This is a genomic window from Pseudooceanicola batsensis HTCC2597 (assembly GCF_000152725.1).
GTDB lineage: Bacteria > Pseudomonadota > Alphaproteobacteria > Rhodobacterales > Rhodobacteraceae > Pseudooceanicola > Pseudooceanicola batsensis.
Genome location: NZ_CH724131.1, coordinates 2,758,155 through 2,784,630, shown reverse-complemented (window position 1 = coordinate 2,784,630; position 26,476 = coordinate 2,758,155). Strand labels below are relative to the sequence as shown.

The window sequence follows — 26,476 nt, the reverse complement described above, 5'->3', positions numbered from 1 at the left end:
CGGGGATGCCGGGCAGTTCAGGCTTCCGTTTCTATCAGTTTCTCGTCTTTGCGAAGGCGCGCCACGACTTCGGGATGCACGGCCCAGTTATTCGCGACCGAGACGCTTTCGCCCAGCATCAGCTTGACGTCGAGCACGTTGGCAAAGCGAAGGCAGCATACCGGCGTGGGATAGGTGCCGTCCGCCAGAAGCAGCTGGCTCAGGTATTCCTCGCCCCGGTAGAGGAAATAGTTCTCCTCTCCCACGCCGATCAGGATGATCTCGTGGTCTTCGGTCGGCAGGCCGTTCTGTATTCCGTCGTTCATCACAATCCTTCCAGCAGGGCGGCAAGTTCGGGATCCATCTCGTCGTCGTCCCCTGCCGCGTCGTCCTCGTCGTCGAAGCTGGCGAGCAGGGCATCGAGATCCGGGTCCGTGGCGGTGTCGGCCACTGCATCATCCGGTGTCGCGGGCGCGTCCTCCTCCGGGTCCGGCGCGCCCGCGTCTGCCGGTCCGGCCGAAATGTCCATGCGGAGGTCGGCTTCGGGCGGCGTTGGCGCCCCCGCCGCCGGCGCGTCGGACCAGCTTCCGGCGATCGGCGTTCCGGCCAGCGACCGGAAAGACCCCAGGCGCACCTCGTTCCGGCCCTTGACGCTGACCACGGGCATGAAGCCCCGCGCCAGCGTGTGCTGGACCGGATCCGCCGTCAGGTTGCGCTCGGTGCAGGGCAGGGCCACCTGATCACCATAGCGATCCGTGACATAGTGGAAAGGCATATCGCCCAGCGACATGACGCTGCCCGGCTCCATCGCCTTGCCGTCCTGCGTGTAGGTCGCCGCCAGCAGGATCGCGACCACCACCGCCGGGTTCGCCCAGAGCATGCCCGAAAGCCCCTCCTGCGGGGTGAATTCCTCGAAGTCGAAGGCGTGGCAGGGCTCGGATTTCCTGCCGTAGGGCAGGCGCAACAGGACGCGCGGCGATGCGAGGCCGAGATAGGCGGCCTCGGGCGTGGCGCGGAGGGCGTCCCAGGCCCCGGCGACCAGCGGATGCCGGTCCTCCCTGGCGGTGTCGAGATAGGCGGGGGTCACCGCCGCGAAGAAGGGGGCATCGACATGACGGGCCACCTGCCCGATCCGCGCCAGAAGCTCGGCATGCGGCGGCGTCTCCTCGAAGGTGTAGAGACCGAAGAGGGCCGAGAAGCCGCCGTCGCCCTCTTCGGGGTCCAGCACGTTCGTCAGCAGACCGTACAGGCCGCTTTCGGCAAGATCCTCCTGCGCGGCCAGGTCGATGGCGAGTTCCTCGGCCGAGATGTCATAGAGCACGATCTCGAGGGTGGTATCCGTCTCGATCCGGCGGGCCAGCAGGTCGAGCGACCGCCACTGCGCCTCGAGTGCCTGGACATCGGGGTGGTGCAGCACAAGCCGCATGGCCGAGGACAGCGCCTCGTCCACCGCCGCGAGCATCGCTTCGGTCCCGGCGTCCGGTGCCTTGACGATATGCGGGCCGACGATGCGTGCGATCAGGTCGTCGAGGGGGCCGGCGGTACTTAGCTGCCCCCCGGTGTCGCCGATCAGCGCCTGGAAGTCGCTGAGCTTGAGATTCGCCGGAACCGAGGTGCCGGCCGAGTGCTTCGGCAACCGGACGGGGGTGCCATGCGCCTCGCCCCAGGCTTTCAGACGCTCCTTGGCCTTGTCGGCCATCGATCCCATGCCGAGTTGCTGGCGCAGACCCGCAAGCTCGTCGAAGATCGGGATGTTGTCATAGAGTTCGTCGGGATGAAGGTCGTCCAGTTCCTTCAGCCCGACCTCTATCCCGGCGCCGTCCTTGCCGATCGGCAGCGTCAGGGTGGTCGCAAAGCCCTCGATGACCTCCTCGACCGTATCCACGTCGAGCGGGATCGCCCGGCGGGCCGCCAGCGCCGGGCCGGTCTCGCGAAGGCCGCGCGAGGCCCGGCCGGTAAAGTCGCCGAATATCGCCATGCGGAATCGCGACCGGTTGAGGTCGCTCCGCTCGGGGCGCGGCGCCGAAATACGACCGAAGGGCGATTGCGGCGGCGCGGCTTCGGCGGTCTCGCCGGTCCTTCCATCGAGATCCGCAAGAAGGTCGTCCAATTCATCGGCGGCGCTATCCGCCGTCGCCCCGGCATCGTCCGCCTCGAGATCGGCAAGCAAGGCGTCGAGGTCGTCCCCGGCCTCATTCGTCTCGTCCCCTGCGGGCGTCCCGGCTTGGCTGTCGGCATCGAGCGACGCCAGCAGGGCATCGAGTTCGTCCACTTCCCCGGCCCCGGGGTCCTGTGCGTCAGCGGCAGGCTCCTCCTCCGCCTCCCCCGCGTCCAGATCACCGAGCAGCGCGTCGAGGTCGTCTTCCGCTCCGTCCGTTCCGGGCGCGTCCCCGGCCTCCAGATCGGCGAGCAGCGCGTCCAGATCGTCCTCGGCCGCCGGGGCTTCACCGGCACCGGGTTCCCCGGTCGTCGTATCGGCGTTCTCCGGGTCCGCAGCCGTATCGGGTGTGCCTTCCGCGGATGCTTCGGGATCCTTGAGGTCGCCCAGCAATGCGTCCAGATCATCCCCGCCGGGGCGGGCCTCGTCCGACCCGGTCGCGTCGTCCCGGGGCTCGGGCGCGGGATCCGGCGCGTCCAGACCGGCGAGCAGCGCATCCAGATCGTCGTCCGGCGGGTCGCCGGCAGTGCCCTCCGCCTGACCGTCCAGGGCGGCGAGTACCGGGTCGGGATCGGCTCCGGACGCGTTTTCGGCCGCCGTCTCTTCCAGGCCGGACAGCAGGGCGTCGAGATCGCTCTCTTCGGGCTCCGGCTCGGGGGCGGCATCCAGACCCGCGAGGACTTGGGAGGTCGTATCGGCCGTGTCCGCCGGATCGGGGCCGTCGAGCCCGCCGAGGATGTCGGCCAGATCCCTACCCGCCTGCTCCGCCTCGGCGGGCGCGTCCAGACTGGCGAGAACATCGGCGGTCCGGTCCGCCTCCGGGGTCTCCTCGACCCGCTCGAGCGACGTCAGCACGTCGTCCGGCGTCTCCTCGGCTTCGGCGGCCTCGACCCGTTCCAGCGCGGCGAGGACGTCGTCGCCGGTGTCTTCGGGGGCGCTCTCCGGCGCGGGTTCGAGACCGGCGAGGATACCGGCGGTGTCCTCCGCGCCCTCCTCCTCGGGCGATGCGTCCAGGCTGGCGAGGACATCGGCCGTCCGATCGGCCTCCGGGCTCTCCTCGACCCGCTCGAGCGACGCCAGCACGTCGTCCGGCGTCTCCTCGGCTTCGGCGGCCTCGACCCGTTCCAGCGCGGCGAGGACGTCGTCGCCGGTGTCTTCGGGGGCGCTCTCCGGCGCGGGTTCGAGACCGGCGAGGATACCGGCGGTGTCCTCCGCGCCCTCCTCCTCGGGCGGTGCGTCCAGGCTGGCGAGGACATCGGCCGTCCGATCAGCCTCCGGGGTCTCCTCGACCCGCTCGAGCGACGCCAGCACGTCGTCCGGCGTCTCCTCGGCCTCGGCGGTCTCGACCCGTTCCAGCGCGGCTAGAACGTCGTCGCCGGTGTCTTCAGGGGTGCTCTCCGGCGCGGGTTCGAGACCGGCGAGGATACCGGCGGTGTCGTCCGCGACCTCCTCCTCGGGCGGTGCGTCCAGGCTGGCGAGAACATCGGCCGCTCGGTCGGCCTCCGGGGTCTCCTCAAGCGGCGCGTCCAATTCCGCCAGTATATCATCCGTCCGGTCGTCCTCCGGAGAGGACTGCGGCGCGTCCAGGCCGGCGAGGATCTCCTCCGTCCGGTCGGCTTCGGGCGCGGCCTCGCGTCGTTCCATGGCCGCGAGAACGCGATCGGAAGCGTCCTCGGTCTCTGCCGTGTCCGGCGCCGCGCGCGACAGGTCGGCGAGGATGTCGGCGCCCGCGTCCTCCGGTTCGTCCTGAGTTACGGGCGCCGCGCGGAGGGCGTCGAGGGCGGCGGCGTGGCCGTCCTCCTCTTCAGGGGTGTCGGCGGGCCCGATGGCACCGAGGATGTCTTCGACGGCGGGCTCCTGCGGAGCCGCCTGGGGCTGCGCCGCCGCCAGGGCAGAGAGGGTCGCGTCGGTGGTATCCGCGGTTTCCTGCTGGTCCGGCAAGGCCGCGCGGAGGCTGTCCAGCGCCGCGGCCATGTCGGCCGTCTCGGTCGTCCCGGAGGCCAGAGCCTTCAGCAGGTCGGGCGAGGTCAGCAATGTCTCGATCAGCGTCTCGGCGCCGGACTTGCCATCCATGTAGGCCATCAGGTCGCCGAGTTGACGCCGCGCCTCGAGCAGCGGGGCAAGAGCATCGACCTTGCGCGCGATGGCTTCGGGGCTGAAATCCGTCATTTTCTCGAAGGTCAGATCGACCGGCAGCGACCCCTCGCCCGTGAGCGTGTTCGGCACGGTGAAACTGGCGCGGGGGGCAATGGCCTTCATCCGCTCGTCGAACGTGTCGACGTCGATCTCGAGGAACTTGCGGTCAGCCACCGGCGGCTGTTCGGATTTGCCGGAGAGGTCGGACATCACGCCCATCACGAAGGGCAGCTGCACCTTCTTCTCGGCGCCGTAAAGCTCCACATCGTATTCGATCTGGACCCTCGGCGCGCGGTTGCGGGATATGAACTTCTGGCTGTCGCTCATTCCCGGTCGTCCCTTGCGGCGCGCAGCTCTTCGCGCAGAGCCCGGACCTCTTCGGTCAGGGCCAATACATGCGCGTCGACCTGGTCGGTTTCGGTGCGGACAAGCGCCTGGAGCTTCTCCATCTCGGCCTCGTGCTCTTCTTCCACCGCCGACTGCATGGTGTTGACCAGGAGGCCGATGAAGAGGTTGAGCACCGAAAAGGCGGTGATCACGATGAAGGGCACGAAAAACGCCCAGGCGTTGGGATAGACCTCCATCACCGGGCGGACGATGCCCATGGACCACGATTCCAGCGTCATGATCTGGAACAGCGAGTAAAGCGACCGGCCCAGCGTGCCGAACCACTCGTCAAATGCGTTGCCGTACATGATCGTGCCCATGACCGCGAAGACGTAATAGACGATCGACAGCATGATGATCACCGCCCCCATGCCGGGCAGAGCGTCGAGCAGGGCCTGCACCACGGCCCGCATCTGCGGCACCACCGACAGCAGGCGCATTGCCCGGATCACCCGCAGGCCGCGCAACGCCGACAGGCTGTCGGTCTGGGGCAGCAGCCCCACCGAGACGACCACCAGGTCGAAGACGTTCCAGGCGCTGCGGAAGAACGAGAGGCCGTAGGCGTAGAACTTGAGCGTCAGTTCCACGACGAAGATGCCGAGAACGACCTGGTCGACAATCCGCAGCGTCGGACCGATCGCGTCCCGCACCGTATCGGAGGTGCCGAGGCCCAGCGTGATCGCGTTGAAGATGATGATCCCGAGGATCGTGTTGCGCACGCGGGCCGTCTCGAGAAAGGCGCGGAGGCGGGCCCGCGCGCTCGGTTGGTGGCTGTCTGCGGTCTGGTCGATCATCACGTCTTCCGCTATCCCCCGGATCGGGCCCTGTCAGGCCTTCACGTCCTTCATTGCCTTGTTGAATTTCTGGCTGATGAGCTTGACCGCGGCGACCGCATCCTTGACCGTCTTGTCCCGGCCGCCGAAGGTCTTTTCGAACCGCGAGCCCCAGGTCTTCATCGCCGGGCCGCTCCCCTTGCCGTCGCGCGCGATCCGCACCGTCGCGTCTAGCTCCTTGTCGAACTCGTCGATCGCCGCCGACAGCCGCGTCATCGCGGTCTTGAGCCGACCGTTGGCCGAGATCTCCTTGCCGATCTGCTGAAGCGACGGGGCCGCATTCTTGTCCTTGGCCATCTTGGCGCCGCGGTCGAGCAGGAACTTGATCACGTTCTGCGTCGTCTTGCCCGTCGCCTCGAAATCCTTCTGCACACCCAGAAGCTGCGTATGCGCCCGGTTGAAGGCGCCGGGATCGTCACCGTCGTCCCGCGCGGCCAGTTCCGTGCCCAGCCGGGTCATGATCTTGCCGACCTCGGTCGCGGGGGCCGAGAACATCGCCCGGGTGTCGAGGCTGTCGAACTTGCGGATGGCATCCCGCCCGGCGGCGATGGCGCGCTTGTTGTCGCCCTTGTCGGCCTCGACCTCGTCGAGCGCGAGCGACACCTTGTCGGTGATGGCCTTGTGGTACTTCTTGTGCAGGCTGGTCACCTCGCTCGCCGCCTTGTCCAGCGCCGCGGTCTCCTCCTTGCTCTCGTCCCTGGTGTTCTTCGAGAACTTCTTGCCCTTGGGCATGACCTTGGCCAGGTCCTTGTTGATCTTGGTCAGGGCGGTATCGAAGACCTTCAGCTCATAGCGCGCGACGGCATAGACGCCCTGTTCGATGGTCGATTTCTTCCACTTGCGCGGGTCGAGCTGCATGGTCTTCTTGACCGGGATCACGAAGGGTAGCTTGGCCACCTTCGGCCGGGCCACGAACCAGTCGGGCGCGGATTTCGACCGCGTTTCGGCGAACATGCTGATGGTCGTGTCCACGGTGATCGGTTTCTTTCCGTCAGCCGCCATATCCGTCCCCTTCCTCTGCTGTCAGCCGCGGCCGGTCACCCGTCACGCCGCGTCGAAGACCGTGCCGTCCAGCGCCTTGCTGGTGATCTTGTCATAGGCATAGCCGCCCAGCGATTCCCCCAGCCCCAGACCCAGGTCCTTGGCCGTGGTCGCAATGGAATTGCCGTCGAGCACGCCGGTCGCCGCGCTGGCCAGCTTCAGCGCCTCGCGGAACACCTTGAGACCCTTGCTGTCCTTCAGTTCGACCTGCGCCACGCGTTTCATCAGGTCCTTGATGGTGTTCGCCCATTTGCGCGCATCGCCATACATGTCCTGGACCTTGTCGATCTGGCTTTGCACCTTCTTGTAGTTGTCGGACAGCGCGTCATCGAGCCCGGCCTCGATCTTCTTCTGCTGCGTCCCGGTATCCTTGATCGGGTATTTCTTGAGCTTCTTCGCCGCCTCCGAGAGGAACTCCTTCTTCAGCTTGTCCTGCTGGGCGAGGATCTTGTTCAGCACCTTCGAAAGCTCGTGCATCTTGACGATCATCTGCGCGTACTTGGCCTTGATCGTGTCGGCCGCGTCCTGCACCGACTTGATCGAAGGCTGCGCGATGCCGATGAATTCGTTGAGGATTCCGGCCCCGACTTCGTTCGCCGTGTAGAGACCCTTTTTCTTGGCCGTCGCCTCGACGAACTTGAGGTTGCGTTCAAGCTGGGTGTTGGCCGTGTCGATGCCGATCGCGAGCTTGTTGATGTCCTTGGCCAGCGAGATGCCGGACTTGATCAGCCCCGCGATCCCGACCACCGCCCCGGCCCCGCCCGAGAAGGGCGAGGTCGCCATGGCCGCGATCGAAGCGCCGAGGCCCGCCAGCGTCCCGACGATCGAGGCCGCGACCTTGATCTTGAACTTCTTCCATTCCTTCTTCTTGCCCTGCAGGTTCTGCCAGGCCTTCTGGACCCCCAGTTCCGCGGCCTTGTTGGCGACCTTCATGTCTTCGGAAATCGCCTTGTTCAGGCCGGTCAGCTGCTTTTTCACATCGTTGACCGAAGCGCCCTTCTTGATCATGTCGTCGAAGAGCTTGTCGAAGACCTTGCACTTCTGCTCGATCATCTTGACCGTCTGGTCGAGGATCTCCTTGGCCTGGGCCTGGAACTCCTGCTGGAGCAGGGGGTCCTTCTCGGCCCCCTTCTCCATCTTCTTGTCCAGCTCGGCGACGACCTTGAATGACAGTTCGGGGGGCTCGACATGGATCAAGCCGCTCGTCTTGATCGGGACCTTCTTCATGTCCATGATCACGTATTTCGCCATGTCGTTATCCTCCGGTCCGTGCAGAAATCAGTTGAAACTGTACGTGAATTCACCGTCCGTGACGTCGATCGCGACCTTCTCGACGGTCTCGCCCTCCATCATGCGTCGCAGGAACTCGGCCGAGATCTCGGGCAGCATGGTGTTGGTGACGATGGCGTCGATCATGCGGCCGCCGCTTTCCAGTTCCTGGCACCGGTTGACGATCTCGCTCACCACGGCATCGGTGTATTCGAAGGGCACGCCGTGCGCCTCTTCGACCCGTCGCTTGATGCGGCCCAGCTGGAGCTCGGTGATCTTGCCGATCATGTCCGGCGTCAGCGGGTAATAGGGGATCGTCACCAGGCGGCCCAGAAGCGCCGGCGGGAAGATCTTGAGCAGCGGTTCGCGGATGGCCTTGGCCATGCCTTCGGGCTCGGGCATCAGCTCGGGGTCGGAACACAGGTCCTGGATCACCTCGGTACCCGCGTTCGAGGTCAGCAGGATCAGCGTGTTCTTGAAGTCGATCAGCCGGCCCTCGCCATCCTCCATCACACCCTTGTCGAAGACCTGGAAGAAGATCTCGTGGACATCGGGGTGCGCCTTCTCGACCTCGTCGAGCAGCACGACCGAGTAGGGCTTGCGCCGCACCGCCTCGGTCAGGACGCCGCCTTCGCCATAGCCGACATAGCCCGGAGGCGCGCCCTTGAGCGAACTGACGGTATGCGCCTCCTGGTATTCCGACATGTTGATGGTGATGACGTTCTGTTCGCCGCCATAGAGCACCTCGGCCAGCGCCAGCGCGGTTTCGGTCTTGCCGACGCCCGAGGTGCCGGCGAGCATGAAGACCCCGATCGGCTTGTTCGGATTGTCGAGCCCGGCGCGCGAGGTCTGGATGCGCTTGGCGATCATCTCCATCGCGTGATCCTGACCGATCACGCGCTTGGCCAGATGCTCCTCGAGGCTGAGAACCGTCTCGATCTCGTCCTTGACCATGCGGCCGACCGGGATGCCCGTCCAGTCGCCGACGACGCTGGCCACCGCCTGGTGGTCGACGATGGGCATGATCAGCGGCGTGTCGCCCTGAAGCTCTTCCAGCTCGGCATTCTTGGCCCTGAGCGCGGTCAGAAGCGCCTGGCGCTCGTCTTCTCCCAGTGTCGCGCCGATGGCCGCGGCTTCGGCGGCCTCGTCGGCGGCCTCGCCCTCGCGGGTGTGGGTCGCCTCGACAGGCTGCCCGCCCTCGCGCAGCTTGGCGCGCAGGTCGATGATCTCGGCGACGAGCGTCTTTTCCGCGTCCCATTTCGCGGTCAGGTCCGCCAGGCGGATCTTCTCGGCCTCCATGTCCGCTTCGACCGCGGCGCGGCGCTCGGCCACGTCGTATCCGGCGGTCTCGTCCCGGCCGATGATCTCGAGCTCGGTGGTCAGTGCCTCGATCCGGCGCTGGCTGTCATCGACCGGCGCGGGCACGGCGTGCTGGCTGACCGCGACGCGGGCGCAGGCGGTGTCGAGCAGGCTGACCGACTTGTCCGGCAGCTGGCGGGCGGGAATGTAGCGGGCCGAAAGCGTCACCGCCGCCTCGATCCCCTCGTCCAGCACCTGCACGCGGTGGTGGCTTTCCAGCATCGACGCGATACCGCGCATCATCAGGATCGCCTTGGAGACCGAGGGTTCCTCGACATGAACCACCTGGAAGCGGCGGGTCAGGGCGGGGTCCTTCTCGATGTATTTCTTGTACTCGGCCCAGGTCGTGGCACCGATGGTGCGCAGCGTGCCGCGGGCGAGGGCTGGTTTCAGCAGGTTCGCCGCGTCGCCCGTTCCGGCCTGGCCCCCTGCCCCGACCAGCGTGTGCGTCTCGTCCACGAACATGACGATGGGTGTGGGGCTGGCCTGCACCTCGTCGATCACCTGCCGCAACCGGTTCTCGAATTCGCCCTTCATCGACGCCCCGGCCTGCAGCAGCCCCACGTCGAGCACCAGCAGGCGCACGTCCTTGAGCGCGGGCGGCACGTCGCCGCGCGCGATGCGCAGCGCGAAGCCCTCGACCACGGCGGTCTTGCCCACCCCGGCCTCGCCGGTGAGGATCGGATTGTTCTGGCGACGGCGCATCAGCACGTCGATGATCTGCCGGATCTCCTCGTCCCGGCCGACGATCGGGTCGATGTCGCCGTTGCGCGCCTGTTCGGTCAGGTCGGTGCAGAACTGGTCCAGCGCCTCCTGCTTGCCCATCTGCGCCGGAGCCCGCGCGCCCGAGGCCTCGCCCGGTTCGGCCCCGCCGCCGGTGACGGACCCGTCCTGCGGCTTCATGCTGTCCTCGGGCGAGCCGTCGGTGATGGTGTGGAAATCGTCCGCCAGGTCGTCGGGCTTGATGCTCGCCAGTTCCGCCGAGATCGACGTCAGGATGTTCTTGAGGTTCGGCGTCTCGAGCATGCCGAGGATCAGGTGCCCCGTCCGCACCTGGTTCGAGGAATAGAGGAGCGACCCCCAGACCCAGGCCCGCTCCATCGCGTCCTCGAGATGCGAGGACAGGTCGCTGACAGACGAGGCCCCGCGCGGCAACGCATCGAGGGCGGCGGTCATCTGGGTCGCGATCTTGCCGGAATCCAGGTCGAAGTGGCGGATGATGCGATGGATGTCGCTGTCCTGCCCGTTCAGGATCTGATGCAGCCAGTGCACGATCTCGACATACGGATTTCCCCGCATCTTGCAGAAGACCGTCGCGCCTTCGATGGCCTTGTAGCCCAGGGTGTTGAGCTTTCCGAATAGCGCCACACGGCTGATTTCCGTCATATCGCGTCCCTTTCTCTGTCAGACGGGGTGCCAAGGGCCAGCCCCGGCTCGAGGTACAGGTCGTCCGCGTCCTGCCCCTTGTTCTTCGTTCCGATCCAGCCGGTCTGCCCCAGGCGGACGGTTTTTCCGATGATCGGCTCGGGCCGCTCGTCGCCGCGCAGGACGAGATTGACGTCCCATTCCAGCGCGTCGCCGACATAGCCCCGCACGATGGCCCGCAGCCGGTTCAGACTTTCGCCGCCCGGCAGCAGACGCTCGTACTCCGCCAGGCTCAGCGGCCCCATCCGCAGCCGGAACTTGGCGCTTCGCGTCCAGACCCGTTCCCCGATCGAGGTGGTCTGCCCCAACCCGGTGCGCGCGCCCAGTTGCCAGCGGTCGTCCGGCTCGAGTTCGAGCCAGGTGCCGACGAACTGCTGAAGCTGCACCCGCGCCCCGAAGAAGGCCGACAGGATCGAGACGAGCCCCTCGGCGTTCTTGGGGCCCTGCGCCAGCAGGCCGGTGAAATGGCGCTTGGCGAGGTCCGGAAAGGCATCGCGGTCGCGAAGCCCCTCGGCATGGAAACCGGCGACCGAGGCGATCTTGCGCTCGAAGGCGTCGTTGTCCCCGCGGTCGAAACTGGGCGCGGGTTGCCCGGACCGCCAGGCGCGGAACAACAGCGTGGTCATCCGGTGCGTCAGCATGTTCGCGAAGCCGACGAAGGTGGAATCGCGGAAGTTCCGCTGCCGTTCGCGGGCGAATTCCGTCAGGTGCAGCGGCAGCGGGCCGTTCGGGCCGAAGAGACCGAAGAACCGATTGGTCAGGCGGCCCGGCCTGTCGGCCTCGGGGGGCTGGAAGGCCGCGACCGTCGAGGGGGGGAAGGACAGCTCGGCCTCCTGGCCGAAGCGGATGCTCTCCTCGCGCGGGCGTCGGGCGTTGCCGATCCGCGGCGCGTCCGGAAAGGCCGCCTCGAGCACGCGGAAGGCATGGAACACGTGGTTCTTCTGCGGGGCGTTCCTGAGGCGGTCGAGGTGGCTCATATGATCCGCCCCAGGCCTGTTTCGGGGCGCCAGCGCGTGATCTCTCCGCGTTGCTGGGTGACGAAGACGGTTTCCGTGAAGCTGTTGATCGTCACGTAGCGGCGCATGAACCGCTCGAGCACCGCCGCCAGGAGATAGGCGTTGGTGCCTTCGAAAAAGCTCTCGTCGAAGGTCACCGAGATTTCCAGCCCGCGCACGGCCGTGGACATCACGCCATCGGCCATGCGGCGCACGATCGGCCGGGTGGAGACGCCCACCAGCCCCTCCAGCTGTTTTTCCAGCACGCGGTTGCCCTCGGGGGCGTAGATGCCGATCAGTTCCCGCATCGCCGCAGCCCCGTCAGAACCGCTGCCGTCGGCGATCGACAGGTAATTGAGACTGAGGTGGCTGATCAGCCGCCACGCCGTGTCGCCCTGCGCCAGTGAGGGGCGGGGCCGCGTCGGGCTGACCGGCGTCGTGACATGCAGCACCGGGCCGCCGTCCTGCAGGTGGAACACGTCGCGCGAGCCCGTCGGCAACAGAAGCGGCAGGTCGCGATTGGTGACCATGGCCGTCACCGCCAGCTGATCGAGGTCGGCGCTGTAGGGGGCCTGCGAGGGTTCGACGAGCGACAGATAGAGCTCGGATCCGAGATAGGAGGTGCGGACACCTTTCAGCCGTTCCTTCTCGGCCCGCTGCCGCATCTTGCGGGACTGGGTGTAGAAGGCGGGGTGGTTCTCGCCCGCGGCGGTCAAATCGTCCGCGGAATAGAAGGGACGAAAGGCCGTGTCGTTCTCGCCGCTGGCGCTGATGCCGGTGACCGAGTTCAGTGAATAGATCTCGAAATCCAGCGGCGCCGTGCGATCCGCGACGACGTGCTGCTCGACGTCGCTGGCGGTGACGTGGACGCGGTCGCAGCGCTTCTCGAAAAGATTCACGGCGGGCACGGCGTTCAGGGTGAAAGCCTCGGGCGTGACACCCGAGGCGACATCGGGGTCGCCTTCGCGCAACAGGATGTAAATATCGACATCGGGGCCGGTCGCCCGCCCCAGCGCCATCGAGAGGCCCTGGACGTCGACGAAGTGATACCGCTCGGGCATCGCGAAGTATTCCTGCAGCAGCCGGTAGCCGTCGAAGGACTGGCGCGGCGTGGGCAGCAGCGCCTCGTCCGGATCGAAGCCGCGCGGCACGACCCGGCCATTCGCGAGATGCGCCACCCAGTCCGCGCGGCGGTCGGTCGAGCGCCCGACCACGCCGGTCACCTGCGTGCACAGCAGTTCATGCAGAAGCCAGTTCTTGCCCTCCTGCCCGTTGAGGAAGACGACGAGATTGTCCAGGGACAACTCCGAGATCGGCAGATCGCCCGCGCGGCTCAGGCGCAGCCGGATGGCAGCGCGCGCCTCGACGTCCCGGGCGATGCCGGCGGCGGCGAGTTCGCCGCGACCGTCGATGTACTCGGCCTCCGAGACCGTCACCGGCCAGAGCGTCACGTCGGAGGCGGTGCGGAAGATGCAGGGCGTATGGTCGTCGGTGCCGAGGGCGCTCCGCAACTCGGTATGACGCTTGATGACGAAGCCGTCGGTCAGCGCGGCGTTCTCCATGTCCGGCTCGAAGGCCGTGATCATCATCGAAGGGATCGGCGCGAGGTAATGCGGATAGACGATCTCGAGCAGGTGGCTCGTCAGGTTCGGGTACTGGAGCTCGAGTTCCAGCTGAACGCGGGCCGAAAGGAAGGCGACCCCCTCGAGCAGGCGCTCCACGTAGGGGTCGACCACCTCGGTCCCGTCCATCCCCAGCCGCGCGGCGACCTTCGGATAGGACCGGGCGAACTCGGCCCCCATGTCCCGCATGAAAGCCAGCTCGCCTTCATAATGTTTGAGCAGCCGGGTATCCATGAGGGGTCACGCGATCCTTTCCAGCGCCAGCTCTCCGGTCGTCACGTCCACCTCGGACCGGAGGTAGAGTTCCATGGGCATGGGCTGGGCCCACATGTCGGCGCGAATGTCGAAACTGACGATGGTCGTGCGGTTCTCTTCGCCCTGGCGCAGCGCGACGTCGATGGAGCCCGGGTGGATGCGGGGTTCGAAGATGCGGATCGCCTCGTGGATTGCGCGGCGGATCAGCTGCGCCCGTTCGACGGTGGAATAATCGCCGGCCACTTCTCGGATGCCGAAATTCAGAACCGATTCCGAGGCATGCGGATATCGCTCCGGGTCGATCAGGTTGCCGTTGTCGCTGGTGTTCAGCAGCCAGGCCAGATCGCGCTGGATGATCTCGCGCAACTGCCTGACGTCGATCACCCGGTCCTCGCGCCGCTCCGCCTTTTCCGACGGCTCCCGGTCCGTGAGCCGGTCCAGAAGCGATGGTTGCAGCCTCTCGGATATCGTCCGGTCAGACATCCGCCTCTCCGAGGTCCATGACGAGCGATCGGACATCCATGAGGGCCTTGTCGCCGGCATCGGTCGTCAGCAACCGCTGACCGAGCCCGGCGTAGGTGTCGGCCCCCAGGTCGGTCCAGTCCGTGACGCGGGCCAGTTTCTGCGCCGCATTTCCCCTGTCCGCCGTGCCGGCGTATCGTGTCGGGATCAGGGCCACGACCTCGCCGCCGCTGGCGACCTTGAGCGTCGCCGGGGTCCAGACCGCGTCGCGCAAATCCGCCGGCGCGTCGAAGGTCGCGGTCTGCAGCGCGCTGAAAGGCATCCAGTAGTACTTGCCGTTGACCACCGCCTCGAGCAGCGGACCGAGCCGCATGTCGGCATCGGCGATCCATTCGAAGGGGTCGTCGTCCAGACTGCCCGACACCGCCGGCGCGGCATCGAAGGCGCGGGCGCGGGTGTCGGCGGCCTTGTCCGCCTGACCGGCGGCCTGAAGCTTGAGCGCCTCGATCATCAGGGCGATCCATTCCTGCGGCTCACCGAAGATCAGCGGCTCTTTCTCGCCGGCAAAGACCTTTTCGCGGTAGACCTCGCAGATGATGCCCTCGCGGTAGGTCTGGGCCATCGGCGTGGCCAGCGGGTCGAGCTCGGCGGAAACCTTGAGTTGCGCGATCGCGCGGTTCCAGTCGCCGCGCACGGCCAGAAGCTGGAACAGGAAAATCCGCAGGTTCGCATTCGATGCATCCTTGCGCACGGCAGCCTGCAGCGCGTCGAGCGCACCGTCCAGATCTCCGGCTTTGAGAAGGTCTTCGGCCTGCAAGGCAATTCTCCTGATATGGGACAGGTGACGGGCCCCTTTTGAGGCCCGCCACCACAACAAACTTCCAACTGATGAGTTGGCTTACTTGACGTCCAGGCTCGCCTCGTTGAGGACGCGGCTCCACATCTTGTTGGTGGGCGTGCCGGCGGTGCCGTCTGCCTTCTGCGGCGTGTAGGTCACCTTCATGGCGCCGTACTGGATCACGACGGTTTCCTCGCAGATGTCGTCGCCGTCCGAACCCGACCAGCTGATGTCCTGGATCATGACCAGCTTGAATTCCCACATGAGGAAGGTGCCGGCCTTGCCGCCGCCGCCCTGGGCCGACCGGCGCAGTTCGATGATCATCGTGTCGAAGTGGGCGCCCGTCACACAGGACTCGAACATCATGTCCGACATCAGGTCGGTCTTCTTGGTGATGGTCAGTTCCTTGAAGGTCGCCTTGCCGGCACCACCGCCCGCGGTGATCGAGCCGATGTTGATGTTGTTCTCGGCGCCGATCTCAAAGCTCAGGATTTCCGTCGCCTTGTTTTCCTTCATGCTCTTGTCTTGCGTTTCCCCGACCATCTTCGAGTCATTGGGGAAATAGAGGAACGCGTCAAATGCCATGGTGTCGTCCTTTCATGGTTGATAGACTAGTTTAAGTATCTGCCAAATCAGCCTTTTTCGGTTGGCAGTTTGGAGACGAGCCGCAGCGAAACCGACAGACCCTCCAATTGGTAATGCGGACGCAGGTAGAACTTCGAGGAATAGTACCCCGGGTTACCTTCGACCTCTTCGACCACGACTTCCGCCGCGGACAAAGGCTGGCGTGCTTTCACGCTTTCGGGCGAAGTTTCCGAGTTGCGGTCGACATACTGGTTGATCCAGTCCTGCAGCCACGCCTGCATGTCGTCGCGGCTCTTGTAGGACCCGACCTTGTCGCGCACGATGCACTTCAGGTAATGGGCAAACCGGCAGGTGGCGAAGAGATAGGGCAGCCGCGCCGCGAGGTTCGCGTTGGCCGTCGCATCGTCATCGTCGTATTCCGCAGGCTTGTGCAGGGACTGCGCGCCGATGAAGGCCGCGATGTCCGAGTTCTTGCGGTGGATCAGGGGCATCATCCCGTTCTTGGCCAGCTCGGCCTCGCGCCGGTCCGAGATCGCGATCTCGGTCGGGCACTTCTGATCGACGCCGCCGTCATCGGTCGGGAAGGTATGCGAGGGCAGGTTTGTCACCGCACCGCCGGATTCGATCCCGCGGATCCGCGAGCACCAGCCATATTCCTTGAAGGATCGGTTGATGTTGACCGCCATGCCGTAGGCCGCGTTGACCCAGCCGTACTTGGAGCTATCGGCGCCGTCGGTATCTTCCTCGAAGGCGAAGGCCTGGACCGGGTCGGTCTTGGAGCCGTAGGGAAGGCGCCCGAGGAACCGCGGCATGGCGAGACCGACGTATTTGGAATCCTCGCTTTCGCGCAGGGACCTCCAGGCGGCGTATTCCGGCGTCTGGAAGATCTTGGTCAGGTCGCGCGGATTCGCCAGTTCGGACCAGTTGTCCATCTGGAACAGCTCGGGCTTGGCCCCGGTGATCAGCGGGGCGTGGGCCGCCGCGGCGACCTTGGCCAGTTCGCCCAACAGTTCGACATCCGGCGGGCTGTGATCGAAGTGATAGTCGGCGACAAGCGAACCGTAGGGTTCGCCGCCGAACTGGCCGAATTCCTCTTCGTAGACCTTCTTGAAGATCGGCGACTGGTCCCAGGCGGTGCCCTTGAACTTGCGCAGGGTCTTGTGCACCTCCTTCTTCGAGATGTTCATGACCCGGATCTTCAGCATCTCGTCGGTTTCGGTGTTGTTGACGAGGTAATGCAGACCGCGCCACGCGCTTTCCAGCTGCTGGAAATCCTCGTGGTGCAGGATCAGGTTCACCTGCTCGGTCAGTTTCTTGTCGATCTCGGCCACGATGCTCTCGATCGAGCGGAGCGCGTCGTCCGAGATCAGGCCGGTGTTGGCCAGCGCCTGTTCGGCCAGGGTCTTGACCGCCTGCTCGACCGCCGTCTTGGCCTGGTCGGACTTGGGGCGGAATTCCTTTTGCAGCAGGTTCTCGAAATCCGAGGACCCGAACGCGGTGGCTTCTGCACCACCCGAGACTTCTGTTTCTGCTTCGGCCATCTCTTACTCCTGATCTGCGCTGTCAGCTTTCGGGGCGGGCTGGGCGGCCAGCGTCTTGAGCAGCGCCGGATCCTGCATGATCTTCGAGATCAGATCTTCCGCGCCGGTCTTTCCGTCCATGTATGTCATGAGGTTCGACAACTGGGTCCGCGCATCCAGCAGCTCTTTCAGCGGCTCGACCTTGGCGGCGATCGCGGCCGGACTGAAATCGTCCATGCTCTCGAAGGTTATGTCCACGGCCATGTTGCCCTCGCCGGTCAGCGTGTTGGGCACGGTGAAGGCAGCGCGCGGCTTCATCGACTTCATGCGGTCGTCGAAATTGTCGACGTCGATCTCCAGGAACTTGCGGTCGGCGACGGCCGGCTGCTCGACCTCGGACTTGCCGGCAAGATCGGACATCACGCCCATGACGAAGGGCAGCTGCACCTTCTTTTCCGCGCCGTAAAGCTCGACGTCGTATTCGATCTGCACGCGCGGCGCGCGGTTCTTGGCGATGAATTTCTGGGAACTACCAGACATGTCCTATGCTCCTTCGTAACCTGTCGTCGTTTCTTGCAGCCCCCTCGCGGCGGCCTGTGTTCAGTATTCTTCCTCGATGCCGCCAACGAGATGCACGTTGTCCAGCCCGTTCGGAGCCAGGTCCTTGACGATGGTCAGGAAGTCGGCGTTCACCAGTTTCCGGGCCCGCACCAGCAGGATGGGCAGCGGGCTGGAGGGTTCGGCGCGTTCGTAATAGGCGATGATCCGGTCCAGCGTGTTGATCACGTCGGTGGGCGAATTGATCCCGCCCCCGCCCGAGGCGCGCTGCCCCGGCGCCGCGGCGGCGTCACCGTCCTCCTCGGCTTCGGCGTCCGCGGCGCCCGCTTCGACCGGGTCGCCAAGGGCGCCCATCAGCCGGGCCTCGGCCTGCTTGAGCATCCGGATCAGCGGATCGAGATCGGGACCCTGCCCCGGAGTTTCCTCGTCAAACTTGGCGCTGATGGCCTGCACGTCGCTCAGGGCGGTGCTGGCACTCTGGGCGATGTTGCGCAGAACCTCTTCGTCCGTGTCCTGGAATGCTGCCGAGATCGCGGCCCCGTCGGGCACGTCGTCCATGTCGGCCGGGGCGGTGATCTCGCCCTCCGCCACGGCGATGTGGCGGAGCGAGAGGTTGCCGAACATGCGGCTCTGGGTCAGGGGCGCGCGGCGGACGCCCCGGATGATCCGGTCGGCATCGGCCAGCGAAAGCACGGCGTTGACGCGCATCGTGGGATCGTCGTCATCCTCGGCATCGAGCTGCGGGTGACAGCTCGGCCAGTAGTCCTCGAGGAAGCGGCGGATGAGCGTGGTCGCCTGGGCAAAGCCGGGCAGACCGTTCAGCCGCAGCTGCGCTTCGCCGAAATATATGGCGGCGCGCAGGTCGTGGCTGCGCCCCAGGACATCCTGCGCGAGGCGCGAGACCTCCTTGTAGTCGGGCTCTTCCGCGGCGAGGATTTCGTCGCCCGCCTGCCGTTCCTCGCCCGGCTGCGCAGCGATCTCGAGCTCCATGAAGACCGGATCGTATTCCAGATCCTCGCCACTCGGGGCGTCATCCCCGTGGCTGTCAAGAAGCTCATCCAAATTCATAATCCCTCCCGCCGATGTCGTTCAAAATCAATGGCCGGAACGGCAACGCGGTCACCGTATCACAAAAAATCAACTTGCCTAGTCAACTTTGCGACCTAAGGGAAACTTGTGGCCGGTCCATGGCGCGACCTTGACCGAAGCAAGGCTTTGGCCTTTCATCGCGGCACAGCGCGGGAGGTCACATGCAAAAAATCGCATCACTATTCATCGGCTTGGGCATCGCCCTCGCCGGTCCGTCGGCATCGGCACAGGAAGGGAACCTGACCGTCGAGCTGAACAAGTTCGAGCCGGCCGAAGGCGCGGGCTGCCGGGCGTTCTTCCTGTTCCGGAACCGGACCGGAAAGGCCTTCGAAGGGTTCGAGATGTCGCTGGCGATCCTCGACGGGAACGGCGTGATCGACCGTCTTCTCAACATCGACGCCGCGCCGCTGCCGGTGGCCCGGACGACGCTGAAGCTCTTCGAGATCCCCGAGATCGGCTGCGGCGACATCTCGGAGATCCTGCTGCACGCGATCGACACCTGCCAGCCGCAGAACGAAGAGAACACCGACTGCTTTCCGATGGTGGACCTTGTCAGTCGGGCACCGGCCGACCTGGTGAAGTAGACATGCCGGGATCGGACCTGGCCCTGAGCAGCCCCGGCGGGATCGTCCTGATCGTCCTGGCGGTGCTGTCGCTCATCTCGATCGCGCTGATCGTCGCCAAGTCGCTGCAACTCGCCTCGGCCCGCGGCGGGGCTGCGGGGCGCGACGAGGCGCTGGTGCAGTGGTCCAAAGGCGACAAGGAACAAGCGATCGCGGCCCTCGCGGCGGGCCGGACACCGGCGGACCGGGTGCTGCACTACGCGCTCAAGGCGACGCTGGGCAAGATGCCCCGCAAGCCGCTCGAGGCCGAGCTGATGCGCCGCGGCAATGCCGAGGTCGAGGCGCTGAACCGCAACATCCGGATCCTCGAACTGGTGGCGATGATCGCGCCGCTGCTGGGCCTGCTGGGCACGGTGCTGGGGATGATCCAGTCGTTCCAGGAACTCGAGATGGCGCAGGGCGCCGCCAACGCCTCGGTGCTGGCGGGCGGGATCTGGCAGGCCCTGCTGACCACCGCGGCCGGATTGGTCGTGGCGATACCGGCCGCGGTCGGTGCGACGCTGCTGTCGTCGCGTGTCGACGGGGCGGCCCATGACATCGAGGCGGCCGCCGGACAGTTCTTTCTTCTGGAGGACACCGGAACCCACGCCCCATGAAACTCGCCCGCAGACAGCCCGCACGGCCCCTGATCTCGCTGGTCCCGATGATCGACGTGATGCTGATCCTGCTCGTCTTCTTCATGGTCACCTCGACCTATCTCAACCTCGACATGATACCCTTCGTCGAACGGCGCGACGAGGCCCCTGCACCCACCGCCACCGCCGGCGAGGACACGGCCACAATGCTGGTCCGCATCTCCGCCGACGGCCGCACCTATCTGAGGGGCCGGGAGCTCGACCCGGACATGCTCGGCCGGGCGGTCCGGGAACGGCTGACCGGTAACCCGCTTCTCAGCGTGGTGGTGCTGCCATCGACCCGGGCCACGACCCAGCAGCTTGTCTCGACGCTCGAGACGTTGACCCGGGCGGGGGCCACACGGGTCCGGCTGATGCGGCTGGAGGCGGCGGAATGAAGCTGGCCCGTCCCGTCCGCCGCACGCCGCCCGAGACGATCATCGCCCTGATCGACGTGGTCTTCTTCCTGCTGGTCTTCTTCATGCTGGTCGGCCGGATGGACGCCACCTCGCCCTTCGAGGTGCTGCCGGCCGAGGCGCGCACCGGCGCGGATCTTCCGGCCGGGGGGACGATGGTCTCGGTCGGGGCCGAGGGGGCGCTGGCACTGGACGGTCATGCCACTGGGGCCGATGCTCTCGTCGCGCGGGTGACGGCGATGCTCGCCGACCGACCCGATCTGATGGTCCGTATCAACGCGCACAAGGACGCGCGGCTGACCCATGTCCTGCCGCTGGTCGCCCGGATCGAGGCGGCAGGCGCACGCGATGTCATGCTGATCGTGACACCGGGCGGCGGCTGAATGGGCGGGGCCGGCAGATGGACGGCGGCGCTGGCCGCCTCGGCCCTGGCCCATTTCGGCGCCGCCGGTCTCTACCTTGCTCTGAACGATCCGCAGCCGCCGCCGGATCAGGCGACCGGCACCTCTTCGGTCGAGATGGATACCGTGACGGCCCCGACGCAGGACGCCCTCCCGCAGGAGGCGACGGCCGAACGGGCCGAGGAGGCCGAGGGCGAGAGCGCGGCCGTCAGCGCCGGTGCCGTCTCGCGTTCCCGGGCGCGGCCGGTGGCCGTGCCGACCGCGACGGCCGGGGCGGTGGCGCCGGAGGCCGCGGCGATCCATGGGGTCGAGGCGACGGGTGCCGAGCTGACGCGGGTGACACCGGGCGCGCCACGGGCCACGCCCTCGCGGCTGGACGCGTCGAGCCTATCGGCACAGGAGGCGGAGGCCGATCCGCTTGCCTCCGCCGATCCGGTTTCCGCGGACGCAACGCCGCTCCGGCCGGACACCCGGCCCGCCCGCGCAGCACAGCCCGAGGCGGCCGCGCTGACCGGTGTCGCAGCGCCGACGGCCACCGCGGCACCGGTCGCAGAGGCCGACCCGATCACGCTTGGTGAGGCCACGGCCGCCGGCCAGCGGCTCGCCGTGGCGGCGCCCGATCGGCAGAGCCTGTCGGGAGAGAAGCCCGCCGCCGAGAGCGCTGCCGCCGCCGCCCCGGACACCGCCGTCGCCGCGACGGTCCTTCCCGACGCGCAGGCCGCGCAGGCCGAGCGACCGGCCGGCGCGACCGCCTCGGCCCTCGCCTCGCCCTCGAAACCGGCCGCGGCGCTCAGCGCTGCGGTCGCTCCGGCCGTTGCCGCCGTTCCGGATAGCGCGGCCGCCGCCCCTGCGGTCGCCCTGCCCGCAGCACAATCCCTGGCGCAGGCCGCACCACCGGCGGCCCGGGCCGATCCCGTCGCACCGACAGGCCGGGCAACCGGCGCCGAGACCCCCGAGACCACCGCCGCCCCGGCACTCGCCGCCGCCGGAGAACCCGCCGCCCCCCGTTCGCCCCCAGCCACCGTTGCGCCGTCCGCCACCCTGCCCGCCACGCAGGGCAAGGCCGCGCTTGCCTGGCAGTTCGGCGACCGCACAGTGACCGACCCCCAGGCGCTGGAGACGATCCAGGCATTCATGTCGCCCCAGGCGCTCGACGGGGCCGAGGAGGTGCGCGACGACCTCGCCTCGATCCTCACGGGCGTGGACTGCGCCCGCGTCTCGGCGACCTTCGTCCCCGAGACCGGCGCACTGGTATTGCGCGGCCATATCCCCGACCCGGAGTTGCGCGGCCCGCTTCTGGCGGCGATGCGGGACCAGGTCGGCGAGGGCCTCAAGGTCACTGCCAACCTGCTGCATCTGCCCAAGCCGCAATGCGGCGCGCTGGAGGGGATCGCGCAGGCGGGTCTGCCGCAGTCCACCGACCAGTTCACCAACACGCGCCTGATCGGGGCGAACGCGCAGGCGCGGGACTACCGCTTTACCGACGGTCAGCGATTGCAGTTCGACCTGACGGCGCCCGATTACGACGCCTATGTCTATGTCGACTACTTCGCGGCGGATGGCAGCGTGATCCACCTGGTCCCGAACGAGACGATCCCGCTGGACCATCACGATGCCCAGTCGGTGGTGGGCATCGGGACGGACCGCCCCGGCCGGCCCGGGCTGCGACTGACGATCGGTCCGCCCTTCGGCCAGGAGATCGCCGTGGCGTTCGCGGCCTCGGAACGGCTCTACGAGGGGCTGCGCCCGATCACCGAACCGGCGGAGCCCTACCTTGCCTTCCTGCGGGACCGGATCGCGGCGGCGCGCGCGGCGCACCCGGACTTCAAGGGCGAATGGGTCTATTTCTTCATCACCACCGCGCCCGCGACACAATGATCAGCGACAGCCGCCATCCGCCCAGATCTTGAGGTTGCGCTTGAACGAACCGCCGAAGGGATGCTCTTTCTGAAGCGAGCGCGCCGCGACCTCGCGGTTGTAGAATTTGGCCTGTTCGCACAGATCGGCGCGCGTCCACTGATGACAGTTGCTGCAGGACTGCTCTTTCCACAGCTCTTCCGGAAGGCCCTCGATCGGGGGAAAGACCGGACTCGAGGTTGCGACCTCCATGATGGTCTTGCCGACGATCTCGGCGGCCCCGTGTTCGAGCGGGCGGTCGAAGAAGACGTCGTAATCGACCGGCACCGGCGCCGGAGCGGGAGCGGCCGCCTGCTGGCGCGGTTCGGCCGGGCGCTCGGGGTCCTTCGCCTGCCTCTCGCGGATGGCGGCGATCTCGATCTTCACCAGTTCGGCGAAGACCCCCTCGGGATAGGCGTCGAGATAGGCCTGGTAATCCGCGATCGCGCCCGAGGCGCGCGCGATCTCCATCATCTCGGCCTCGGACCCGGCGGGGGTGGCGACATCGGGTTGCGGCGCGGGTGCGGCCTGAGAGGTCGGTTCCGGCGCCTCCTGTCCGGCGTCGAGCTCGTCGGCCAGGGCGGCATTCAGGGCCAGCCGCGCCTGTTCGTGGTACCGGCCGTCCGGATAGGACCGCAGGAAGAGCATGTACTGGATCGGGTCCCGGGTCTGCTGCACCGAGACCCAGAGCCGTTCCTCGGCCGCTTCCTCGGGCGTCAGCCGCTCGCCGGCGAGGAAGACGAAATCGCGCGTCAGCGAAGACGTGTCCCAGGGTGTCTGCGCTCCGCCGGTCTCGGCGATGACCTTGACGCGGACGTCCTTGAAGACCTGCTCGATGGGCTTGTCCTGCTCGAGAATGGTCTCGGCCAGCGCGCGGGTGAAGGGGCTGTTGTCCGAGACGCCGTCGAGGGCCACCGCGCCGGGTGCCGTCGCATAGGATAGGAAGGTGCCCGTCGGCGCCTTCATCTCTGCCAGACCGTTGTCGTCCATGTCCGGAATGTCGTCGAAGGGGTTGTTCCGGCAGGCGTCGAGAATGACGATATTGGTGCGGTTCCGGGCCGAGGCCATCTGGCGCAGCACCGTTGAGGCCTCGACCCCGACGAGGTCGAGATCGGCGGCCACGGTCAGGCTGGCGTCCACGGGCACGAGGTAGTTGGCCCCGAAGGACTGCACCCCGTGGCCAGCGTAGTAGAAAAGCCCTACCGCATCCTCGCCTCCGGCCCGCAGGTCGCGGCCGAACTGGGCGACCGCGCGCTTCATGTCGACCTCGGTGGCGTCGGTCAGCAGGGTGACGTCGAAATCGAGGGCGCGCAGTCGACCGGCGATCAGGCCGGCATCGTTGGACGCGTTGTCGAGCGATGCGACCTGCGCATACTGCGCATTGCCGATGACGAGCGCGATCCGCTCTTCGGCGGCGGCCGGCAAAGTCGCCAGCAACATTATGATCGCGAAGACGGTCCGCATGAGCTGCCCCTTTCGTTTCCCGCCTCCATTCTACCCATTCCTTGCGGCCGCGCCATGCACGAACCGATGAGGCGTGACGACAATATAGTTGAATTCGGGCCCGCCACGCCGGATAGTCTCAGTTGATACTTGTGGGAGTAGCTTATGGTCAAACTGTGGCGTTCCGCGGCTTTTGTCCTGTTTGCAACGCTCTGGGCCCCGCTGGCCGTGGCACAGAGCGACCCGTTCAGCGGCGGCTGGCGACTCGAGGCCGAGGCATCGTCGCTCCAGTTCCAGTCGATCAAGAACGGCTCCACCATCGAAACCTCCTCTTTCGCGACCATGACCGGAGAGATCGCGCCGGACGGCACCGCCGTGCTCACGATCCTGCTGGACAGCGTCGACACAAAGGTCGACCTGCGCAACGTGCGGATGCGGTTCCTCTTCTTCGAGACGTTCCAGTTCCCCGAGGCGAAGGTGAGCACCCGCATCGACCCCGGCATGGTGGCCGATCTGGAAACGGTGCGCCGCAAGACGGTGGACCTGCCGTTCAGCCTGTCGATGCACGGCGTCAGCCGCGATCTCACCGCGCAGATTTCCCTGACGCTGATCGGCGCCGACCTCGTCGCCGTCTCGACCGCCGAGCCGATCCCTCTCCAGGTCGCGGATTTCAACCTGATGGGGGGGCTGGAAAAGCTGGAGGACGCGGCCAGCGTGACCATCGTTCCCTCGACCACGGTGAGCTTCGACCTCATCTTCCGTCGCGGCGAGGGCGCCCCCGCGGCCGTCCAGACCGTCGCGGCCGAAGCGAAGCCGGCCTCGGCCGCGCTGGAGCCGACCGGAAACTTCGACCTCGAGGCCTGCGTCGGCCGGTTCGAGATCCTATCGCGCACGGGAAACATCTATTTCCGGCCGGGGTCCTCGCGGCTCGACGATGCGAGCGCGCCGTTGCTGGACTCGATCTACGACATCATCTCGCGCTGTCCCGGCCTGCGCATCGCGGTCGCCGGTCATACCGACAGCATCGGCAGTGCCGCGTCGAACCAGTCGCTGTCCGAACGCCGGGCTAGTTCGGTGGTGGACTACCTGGCCGCCAAGGGGCTGGGACAGGGGCGCATGATCGCCGTCGGCTACGGCGAGGCGCGGCCCGTGGCCGACAACGGCACCGACGCCGGGCGCAGCAGGAACCGGCGCATCGAATTTTCCGTGGCGGAGTGACCGCCGACGGCACGTTATCGGAGGAGGAATCCAGATGCTCATGCAGGACGACCAGATCGACGAACTCAAGGGCCTCTTCATGAAGGCGCGGCAGCGGCCGGTGAACTTCGGCCTGTCGCTGGGCAAGAAACCCGAGAACACGGTCATGATGCTCGACCTCAAGAAGCCGCCGGCCACGCTGATGCGAAACGCCAAGAAGGCCGGCGAGACGCCCAAGGTGACCTGCGGCACCTGCGAGATCAACGGCAAGGAAATGGTGCTGACCTGCGAAGCAGACGTGCCGCCCGGCATCGCCAAGAGCATGAAGAAGTTCTTCACGAACATGAACCAGAAGTTCAAGGTCATCGTGCTGGACGCCAACGGCGGCACGGTCGAGGCCGAAGAGGACGCCGAAGATGACGGCCCCGAGGCCCAGGCGCCCGACGCGGGCACCCCGGCCGAGGAACAGCAGGCCGGCAACGACGCAGTAGGCGATGCCGACGACCCCCTGGCCGGCCGCTGGACCCAGATCGAGGGTGCGCTGTCGCCTGTGATCCAGAGATTCGCCGCCGCGGACCAGGCCAAGGGCCCGGCCGTCGCCAAGGCCTGGAGCGGTGCGCAGGCCGCCGCGGCCAAGGGCGACTACAAGGGCGCGCTGGCCGTGGCCGCCAAGCTGAAACAGGTGGTCGATGCCGGCGCATCCGGCCAAGCGCAGCAGGAGCAACCCGCAGCCGCCCCGTCCGACGACCCCGATGCCGCGAAATGGACCGCCATCGCCGATAATCTCGCCGCGCTCTACATGAAGGCCATAGCGACCAATCCGGCCAACCGGACGCAGCTCGAGGGCGCCTACATGATGGCCGTCGAGAAGGCCGAACAGCACGACTACAAGACGGCGGTGACCATCGCCGGCAAGCTGACGCCGGCCCTGCAGAAGGCCGCGGCCGAAGGGTCGGGCACCGAGCAGGAGGTCCCGAAGGATGTCGTGCCCTTCCAGAAGTCGCGCATCCTCTGGCAAAGCACGCGCTCGAGCATGTTCTCCGAAATCGGCAAGCTTCAGGACGCCATCCGGGCGCAGATCGCCGAGACCCCGGAGTTGGCCGCGATCTCCGGCGAGATCAACGGCCTGACCGATCGACTCGCCGATTTCGATACCCAGCTCGAGAAGGTTCTCGACCAGATCACGGTGACGCCGGACGGACGCGACCGGGAGCTGTTGAAGAAACAGGCCCTCGACGCGGTCAGACGCTATCAGGCGGCACTGCAGGACGACTTCTTCGGGGACGTCGATCAGAACAACGGTTTCGTCAACGTCTCGGTCACGGCGCCGGCGACAAAGTCGCTCGAGAGCATCGCCAAGGTACTGGTGGCCTGA

At 66.8% G+C, this 26,476-nt stretch carries 22 protein-coding genes; 7 read left to right on the top strand and 15 right to left on the bottom strand.

From position 1 onward, the window contains the following. Window positions 1–17 precede the first annotated feature (17 nt). From OB2597_RS17330 to tssA, 14 genes are all read right to left on the bottom strand, one after another. Complete coding sequence (locus OB2597_RS17330; RefSeq protein WP_009806910.1) at window positions 18–305, bottom strand: hypothetical protein; 288 nt, start codon at window positions 303–305, stop codon at window positions 18–20. Continuing rightward, window positions 305–4,600 (bottom strand): type VI secretion system contractile sheath small subunit, encoded by a 4,296-nt coding sequence (tssB, locus tag OB2597_RS22770; protein WP_009806909.1) that lies wholly within the window; start codon window positions 4,598–4,600, stop codon window positions 305–307. The genes OB2597_RS17330 and tssB (OB2597_RS22770) overlap by 1 nt, the downstream gene beginning before the upstream one ends. Continuing rightward, on the bottom strand, window positions 4,597–5,454 hold the full coding sequence (locus tag OB2597_RS17320; RefSeq protein WP_009806908.1) for an ion transporter: 858 nt from the start codon (window positions 5,452–5,454) through the stop codon (window positions 4,597–4,599). Before OB2597_RS17320 ends, tssB (OB2597_RS22770) begins: the two co-directional genes overlap by 4 nt. A 33-nt stretch (window positions 5,455–5,487) precedes the next feature. Then, window positions 5,488–6,495, bottom strand: coding sequence for a hypothetical protein (locus tag OB2597_RS17315; RefSeq protein WP_009806907.1), 1,008 nt, complete (start codon window positions 6,493–6,495; stop codon window positions 5,488–5,490). A 42-nt stretch (window positions 6,496–6,537) separates the two neighbouring features. Next, window positions 6,538–7,785, bottom strand: coding sequence for a hypothetical protein (locus OB2597_RS17310; RefSeq protein ID WP_009806906.1), 1,248 nt, complete (start codon window positions 7,783–7,785; stop codon window positions 6,538–6,540). A 27-nt stretch (window positions 7,786–7,812) separates the two neighbouring features. Beyond that, window positions 7,813–10,548, bottom strand: a complete 2,736-nt coding sequence (tssH, locus tag OB2597_RS17305) for a type VI secretion system ATPase TssH (protein WP_009806904.1) — start codon at window positions 10,546–10,548, stop codon at window positions 7,813–7,815. Then, window positions 10,545–11,564, bottom strand: a complete 1,020-nt coding sequence (tssG, locus tag OB2597_RS17300; RefSeq protein WP_009806903.1) for a type VI secretion system baseplate subunit TssG — start codon at window positions 11,562–11,564, stop codon at window positions 10,545–10,547. The genes tssH and tssG overlap by 4 nt, the downstream gene beginning before the upstream one ends. Next, window positions 11,561–13,438 carry a type VI secretion system baseplate subunit TssF gene (gene tssF, locus OB2597_RS17295; protein WP_009806902.1) on the bottom strand — a complete coding sequence of 626 codons (1,878 nt, stop codon included), beginning with the start codon at window positions 13,436–13,438 and terminating at the stop codon, window positions 11,561–11,563. Before tssF ends, tssG begins: the two co-directional genes overlap by 4 nt. Before the next feature lie 6 nt (window positions 13,439–13,444). Then, window positions 13,445–13,942, bottom strand: coding sequence for a type VI secretion system baseplate subunit TssE (gene tssE, locus OB2597_RS17290; protein ID WP_009806901.1), 498 nt, complete (start codon window positions 13,940–13,942; stop codon window positions 13,445–13,447). Beyond that, window positions 13,935–14,738 carry a type VI secretion system accessory protein TagJ gene (locus OB2597_RS17285; RefSeq protein ID WP_009806900.1) on the bottom strand — a complete coding sequence of 268 codons (804 nt, stop codon included), beginning with the start codon at window positions 14,736–14,738 and terminating at the stop codon, window positions 13,935–13,937. Before OB2597_RS17285 ends, tssE begins: the two co-directional genes overlap by 8 nt. An 81-nt stretch (window positions 14,739–14,819) precedes the next feature. Continuing rightward, a complete protein-coding gene (locus OB2597_RS17280) occupies window positions 14,820–15,344 on the bottom strand; it encodes an Hcp family type VI secretion system effector (RefSeq protein ID WP_009806899.1) in 525 nt (174 codons plus the stop codon). A 47-nt stretch (window positions 15,345–15,391) separates the two neighbouring features. After that, entirely contained in the window at window positions 15,392–16,885 is a 1,494-nt protein-coding gene (tssC, locus tag OB2597_RS17275) for a type VI secretion system contractile sheath large subunit (RefSeq protein WP_009806898.1), read from the bottom strand. 3 nt (window positions 16,886–16,888) lie between these two features. Beyond that, window positions 16,889–17,404, bottom strand: coding sequence for a type VI secretion system contractile sheath small subunit (gene tssB / locus OB2597_RS17270; protein WP_009806897.1), 516 nt, complete (start codon window positions 17,402–17,404; stop codon window positions 16,889–16,891). Window positions 17,405–17,464: 60 nt separating this feature from the next. Further along, window positions 17,465–18,490, bottom strand: a complete 1,026-nt coding sequence (tssA, locus tag OB2597_RS17265) for a type VI secretion system protein TssA (RefSeq protein ID WP_009806896.1) — start codon at window positions 18,488–18,490, stop codon at window positions 17,465–17,467. Window positions 18,491–18,672: 182 nt separating this feature from the next. Here tssA and OB2597_RS17260 point away from each other — a divergent pair, with 182 nt between their 5' ends. The 5 genes from OB2597_RS17260 to OB2597_RS21955 are packed head-to-tail and all read left to right on the top strand — an operon-like array spanning window position 18,673 to window position 22,443. Then, window positions 18,673–19,095, top strand: coding sequence for a hypothetical protein (locus OB2597_RS17260; RefSeq protein WP_050759251.1), 423 nt, complete (start codon window positions 18,673–18,675; stop codon window positions 19,093–19,095). A gap of 2 nt (window positions 19,096–19,097) precedes the next feature. Next, window positions 19,098–19,730: a MotA/TolQ/ExbB proton channel family protein gene (locus OB2597_RS17255; protein WP_009806894.1), complete on the top strand. Its 633-nt coding sequence runs from the start codon at window positions 19,098–19,100 to the stop codon at window positions 19,728–19,730. Further along, window positions 19,727–20,146: an ExbD/TolR family protein gene (locus OB2597_RS17250; protein WP_009806893.1), complete on the top strand. Its 420-nt coding sequence runs from the start codon at window positions 19,727–19,729 to the stop codon at window positions 20,144–20,146. The genes OB2597_RS17255 and OB2597_RS17250 overlap by 4 nt, the downstream gene beginning before the upstream one ends. Further along, window positions 20,143–20,547 (top strand): ExbD/TolR family protein, encoded by a 405-nt coding sequence (locus OB2597_RS17245; RefSeq protein WP_009806892.1) that lies wholly within the window; start codon window positions 20,143–20,145, stop codon window positions 20,545–20,547. Before OB2597_RS17250 ends, OB2597_RS17245 begins: the two co-directional genes overlap by 4 nt. Then, window positions 20,548–22,443, top strand: a complete 1,896-nt coding sequence (locus OB2597_RS21955) for a DUF4384 domain-containing protein (protein ID WP_009806891.1) — start codon at window positions 20,548–20,550, stop codon at window positions 22,441–22,443. On the opposite strand, the gene OB2597_RS17235 is transcribed toward OB2597_RS21955, so the two are convergent. Beyond that, window positions 22,444–23,925 (bottom strand): caspase family protein, encoded by a 1,482-nt coding sequence (locus tag OB2597_RS17235; protein ID WP_009806890.1) that lies wholly within the window; start codon window positions 23,923–23,925, stop codon window positions 22,444–22,446. Between the two features lie 144 nt (window positions 23,926–24,069). Here OB2597_RS17235 and OB2597_RS17230 point away from each other — a divergent pair, with 144 nt between their 5' ends. Further along, entirely contained in the window at window positions 24,070–25,122 is a 1,053-nt protein-coding gene (locus OB2597_RS17230; protein ID WP_009806889.1) for an OmpA family protein, read from the top strand. 34 nt (window positions 25,123–25,156) lie between these two features. Beyond that, the gene (locus OB2597_RS17225) at window positions 25,157–26,476 is read left to right on the top strand and encodes a hypothetical protein (protein WP_009806888.1); all 1,320 of its coding nucleotides are present in this window, start codon (window positions 25,157–25,159) and stop codon (window positions 26,474–26,476) included.

Bases quoted from the DNA above. Each gene is read 5' to 3' on its own strand.
- OB2597_RS17330 (WP_009806910.1), bottom strand. From the start codon at position 305: ATGAACGACGGAATACAGAACGGCCTGCCGACCGAAGACCACGAGATC.
- tssB (WP_009806909.1), bottom strand. From the start codon at position 4,600: ATGAGCGACAGCCAGAAGTTCATATCCCGCAACCGCGCGCCGAGGGTC.
- OB2597_RS17320 (WP_009806908.1), bottom strand. From the start codon at position 5,454: ATGATCGACCAGACCGCAGACAGCCACCAACCGAGCGCGCGGGCCCGC.
- OB2597_RS17315 (WP_009806907.1), bottom strand. From the start codon at position 6,495: ATGGCGGCTGACGGAAAGAAACCGATCACCGTGGACACGACCATCAGC.
- OB2597_RS17310 (WP_009806906.1), bottom strand. From the start codon at position 7,785: ATGGCGAAATACGTGATCATGGACATGAAGAAGGTCCCGATCAAGACG.
- tssH (WP_009806904.1), bottom strand. From the start codon at position 10,548: ATGACGGAAATCAGCCGTGTGGCGCTATTCGGAAAGCTCAACACCCTG.
- tssG (WP_009806903.1), bottom strand. From the start codon at position 11,564: ATGAGCCACCTCGACCGCCTCAGGAACGCCCCGCAGAAGAACCACGTG.
- tssF (WP_009806902.1), bottom strand. From the start codon at position 13,438: ATGGATACCCGGCTGCTCAAACATTATGAAGGCGAGCTGGCTTTCATG.
- tssE (WP_009806901.1), bottom strand. From the start codon at position 13,942: ATGTCTGACCGGACGATATCCGAGAGGCTGCAACCATCGCTTCTGGAC.
- OB2597_RS17280 (WP_009806899.1), bottom strand. From the start codon at position 15,344: ATGGCATTTGACGCGTTCCTCTATTTCCCCAATGACTCGAAGATGGTC.
- tssC (WP_009806898.1), bottom strand. From the start codon at position 16,885: ATGGCCGAAGCAGAAACAGAAGTCTCGGGTGGTGCAGAAGCCACCGCG.
- tssB (WP_009806897.1), bottom strand. From the start codon at position 17,404: ATGTCTGGTAGTTCCCAGAAATTCATCGCCAAGAACCGCGCGCCGCGC.
- tssA (WP_009806896.1), bottom strand. From the start codon at position 18,490: ATGAATTTGGATGAGCTTCTTGACAGCCACGGGGATGACGCCCCGAGT.
- OB2597_RS17260 (WP_050759251.1), top strand. From the start codon at position 18,673: ATGCAAAAAATCGCATCACTATTCATCGGCTTGGGCATCGCCCTCGCC.
- OB2597_RS17255 (WP_009806894.1), top strand. From the start codon at position 19,098: ATGCCGGGATCGGACCTGGCCCTGAGCAGCCCCGGCGGGATCGTCCTG.
- OB2597_RS17250 (WP_009806893.1), top strand. From the start codon at position 19,727: ATGAAACTCGCCCGCAGACAGCCCGCACGGCCCCTGATCTCGCTGGTC.
- OB2597_RS17245 (WP_009806892.1), top strand. From the start codon at position 20,143: ATGAAGCTGGCCCGTCCCGTCCGCCGCACGCCGCCCGAGACGATCATC.
- OB2597_RS21955 (WP_009806891.1), top strand. From the start codon at position 20,548: ATGGGCGGGGCCGGCAGATGGACGGCGGCGCTGGCCGCCTCGGCCCTG.
- OB2597_RS17235 (WP_009806890.1), bottom strand. From the start codon at position 23,925: ATGCGGACCGTCTTCGCGATCATAATGTTGCTGGCGACTTTGCCGGCC.
- OB2597_RS17230 (WP_009806889.1), top strand. From the start codon at position 24,070: ATGGTCAAACTGTGGCGTTCCGCGGCTTTTGTCCTGTTTGCAACGCTC.
- OB2597_RS17225 (WP_009806888.1), top strand. From the start codon at position 25,157: ATGCTCATGCAGGACGACCAGATCGACGAACTCAAGGGCCTCTTCATG.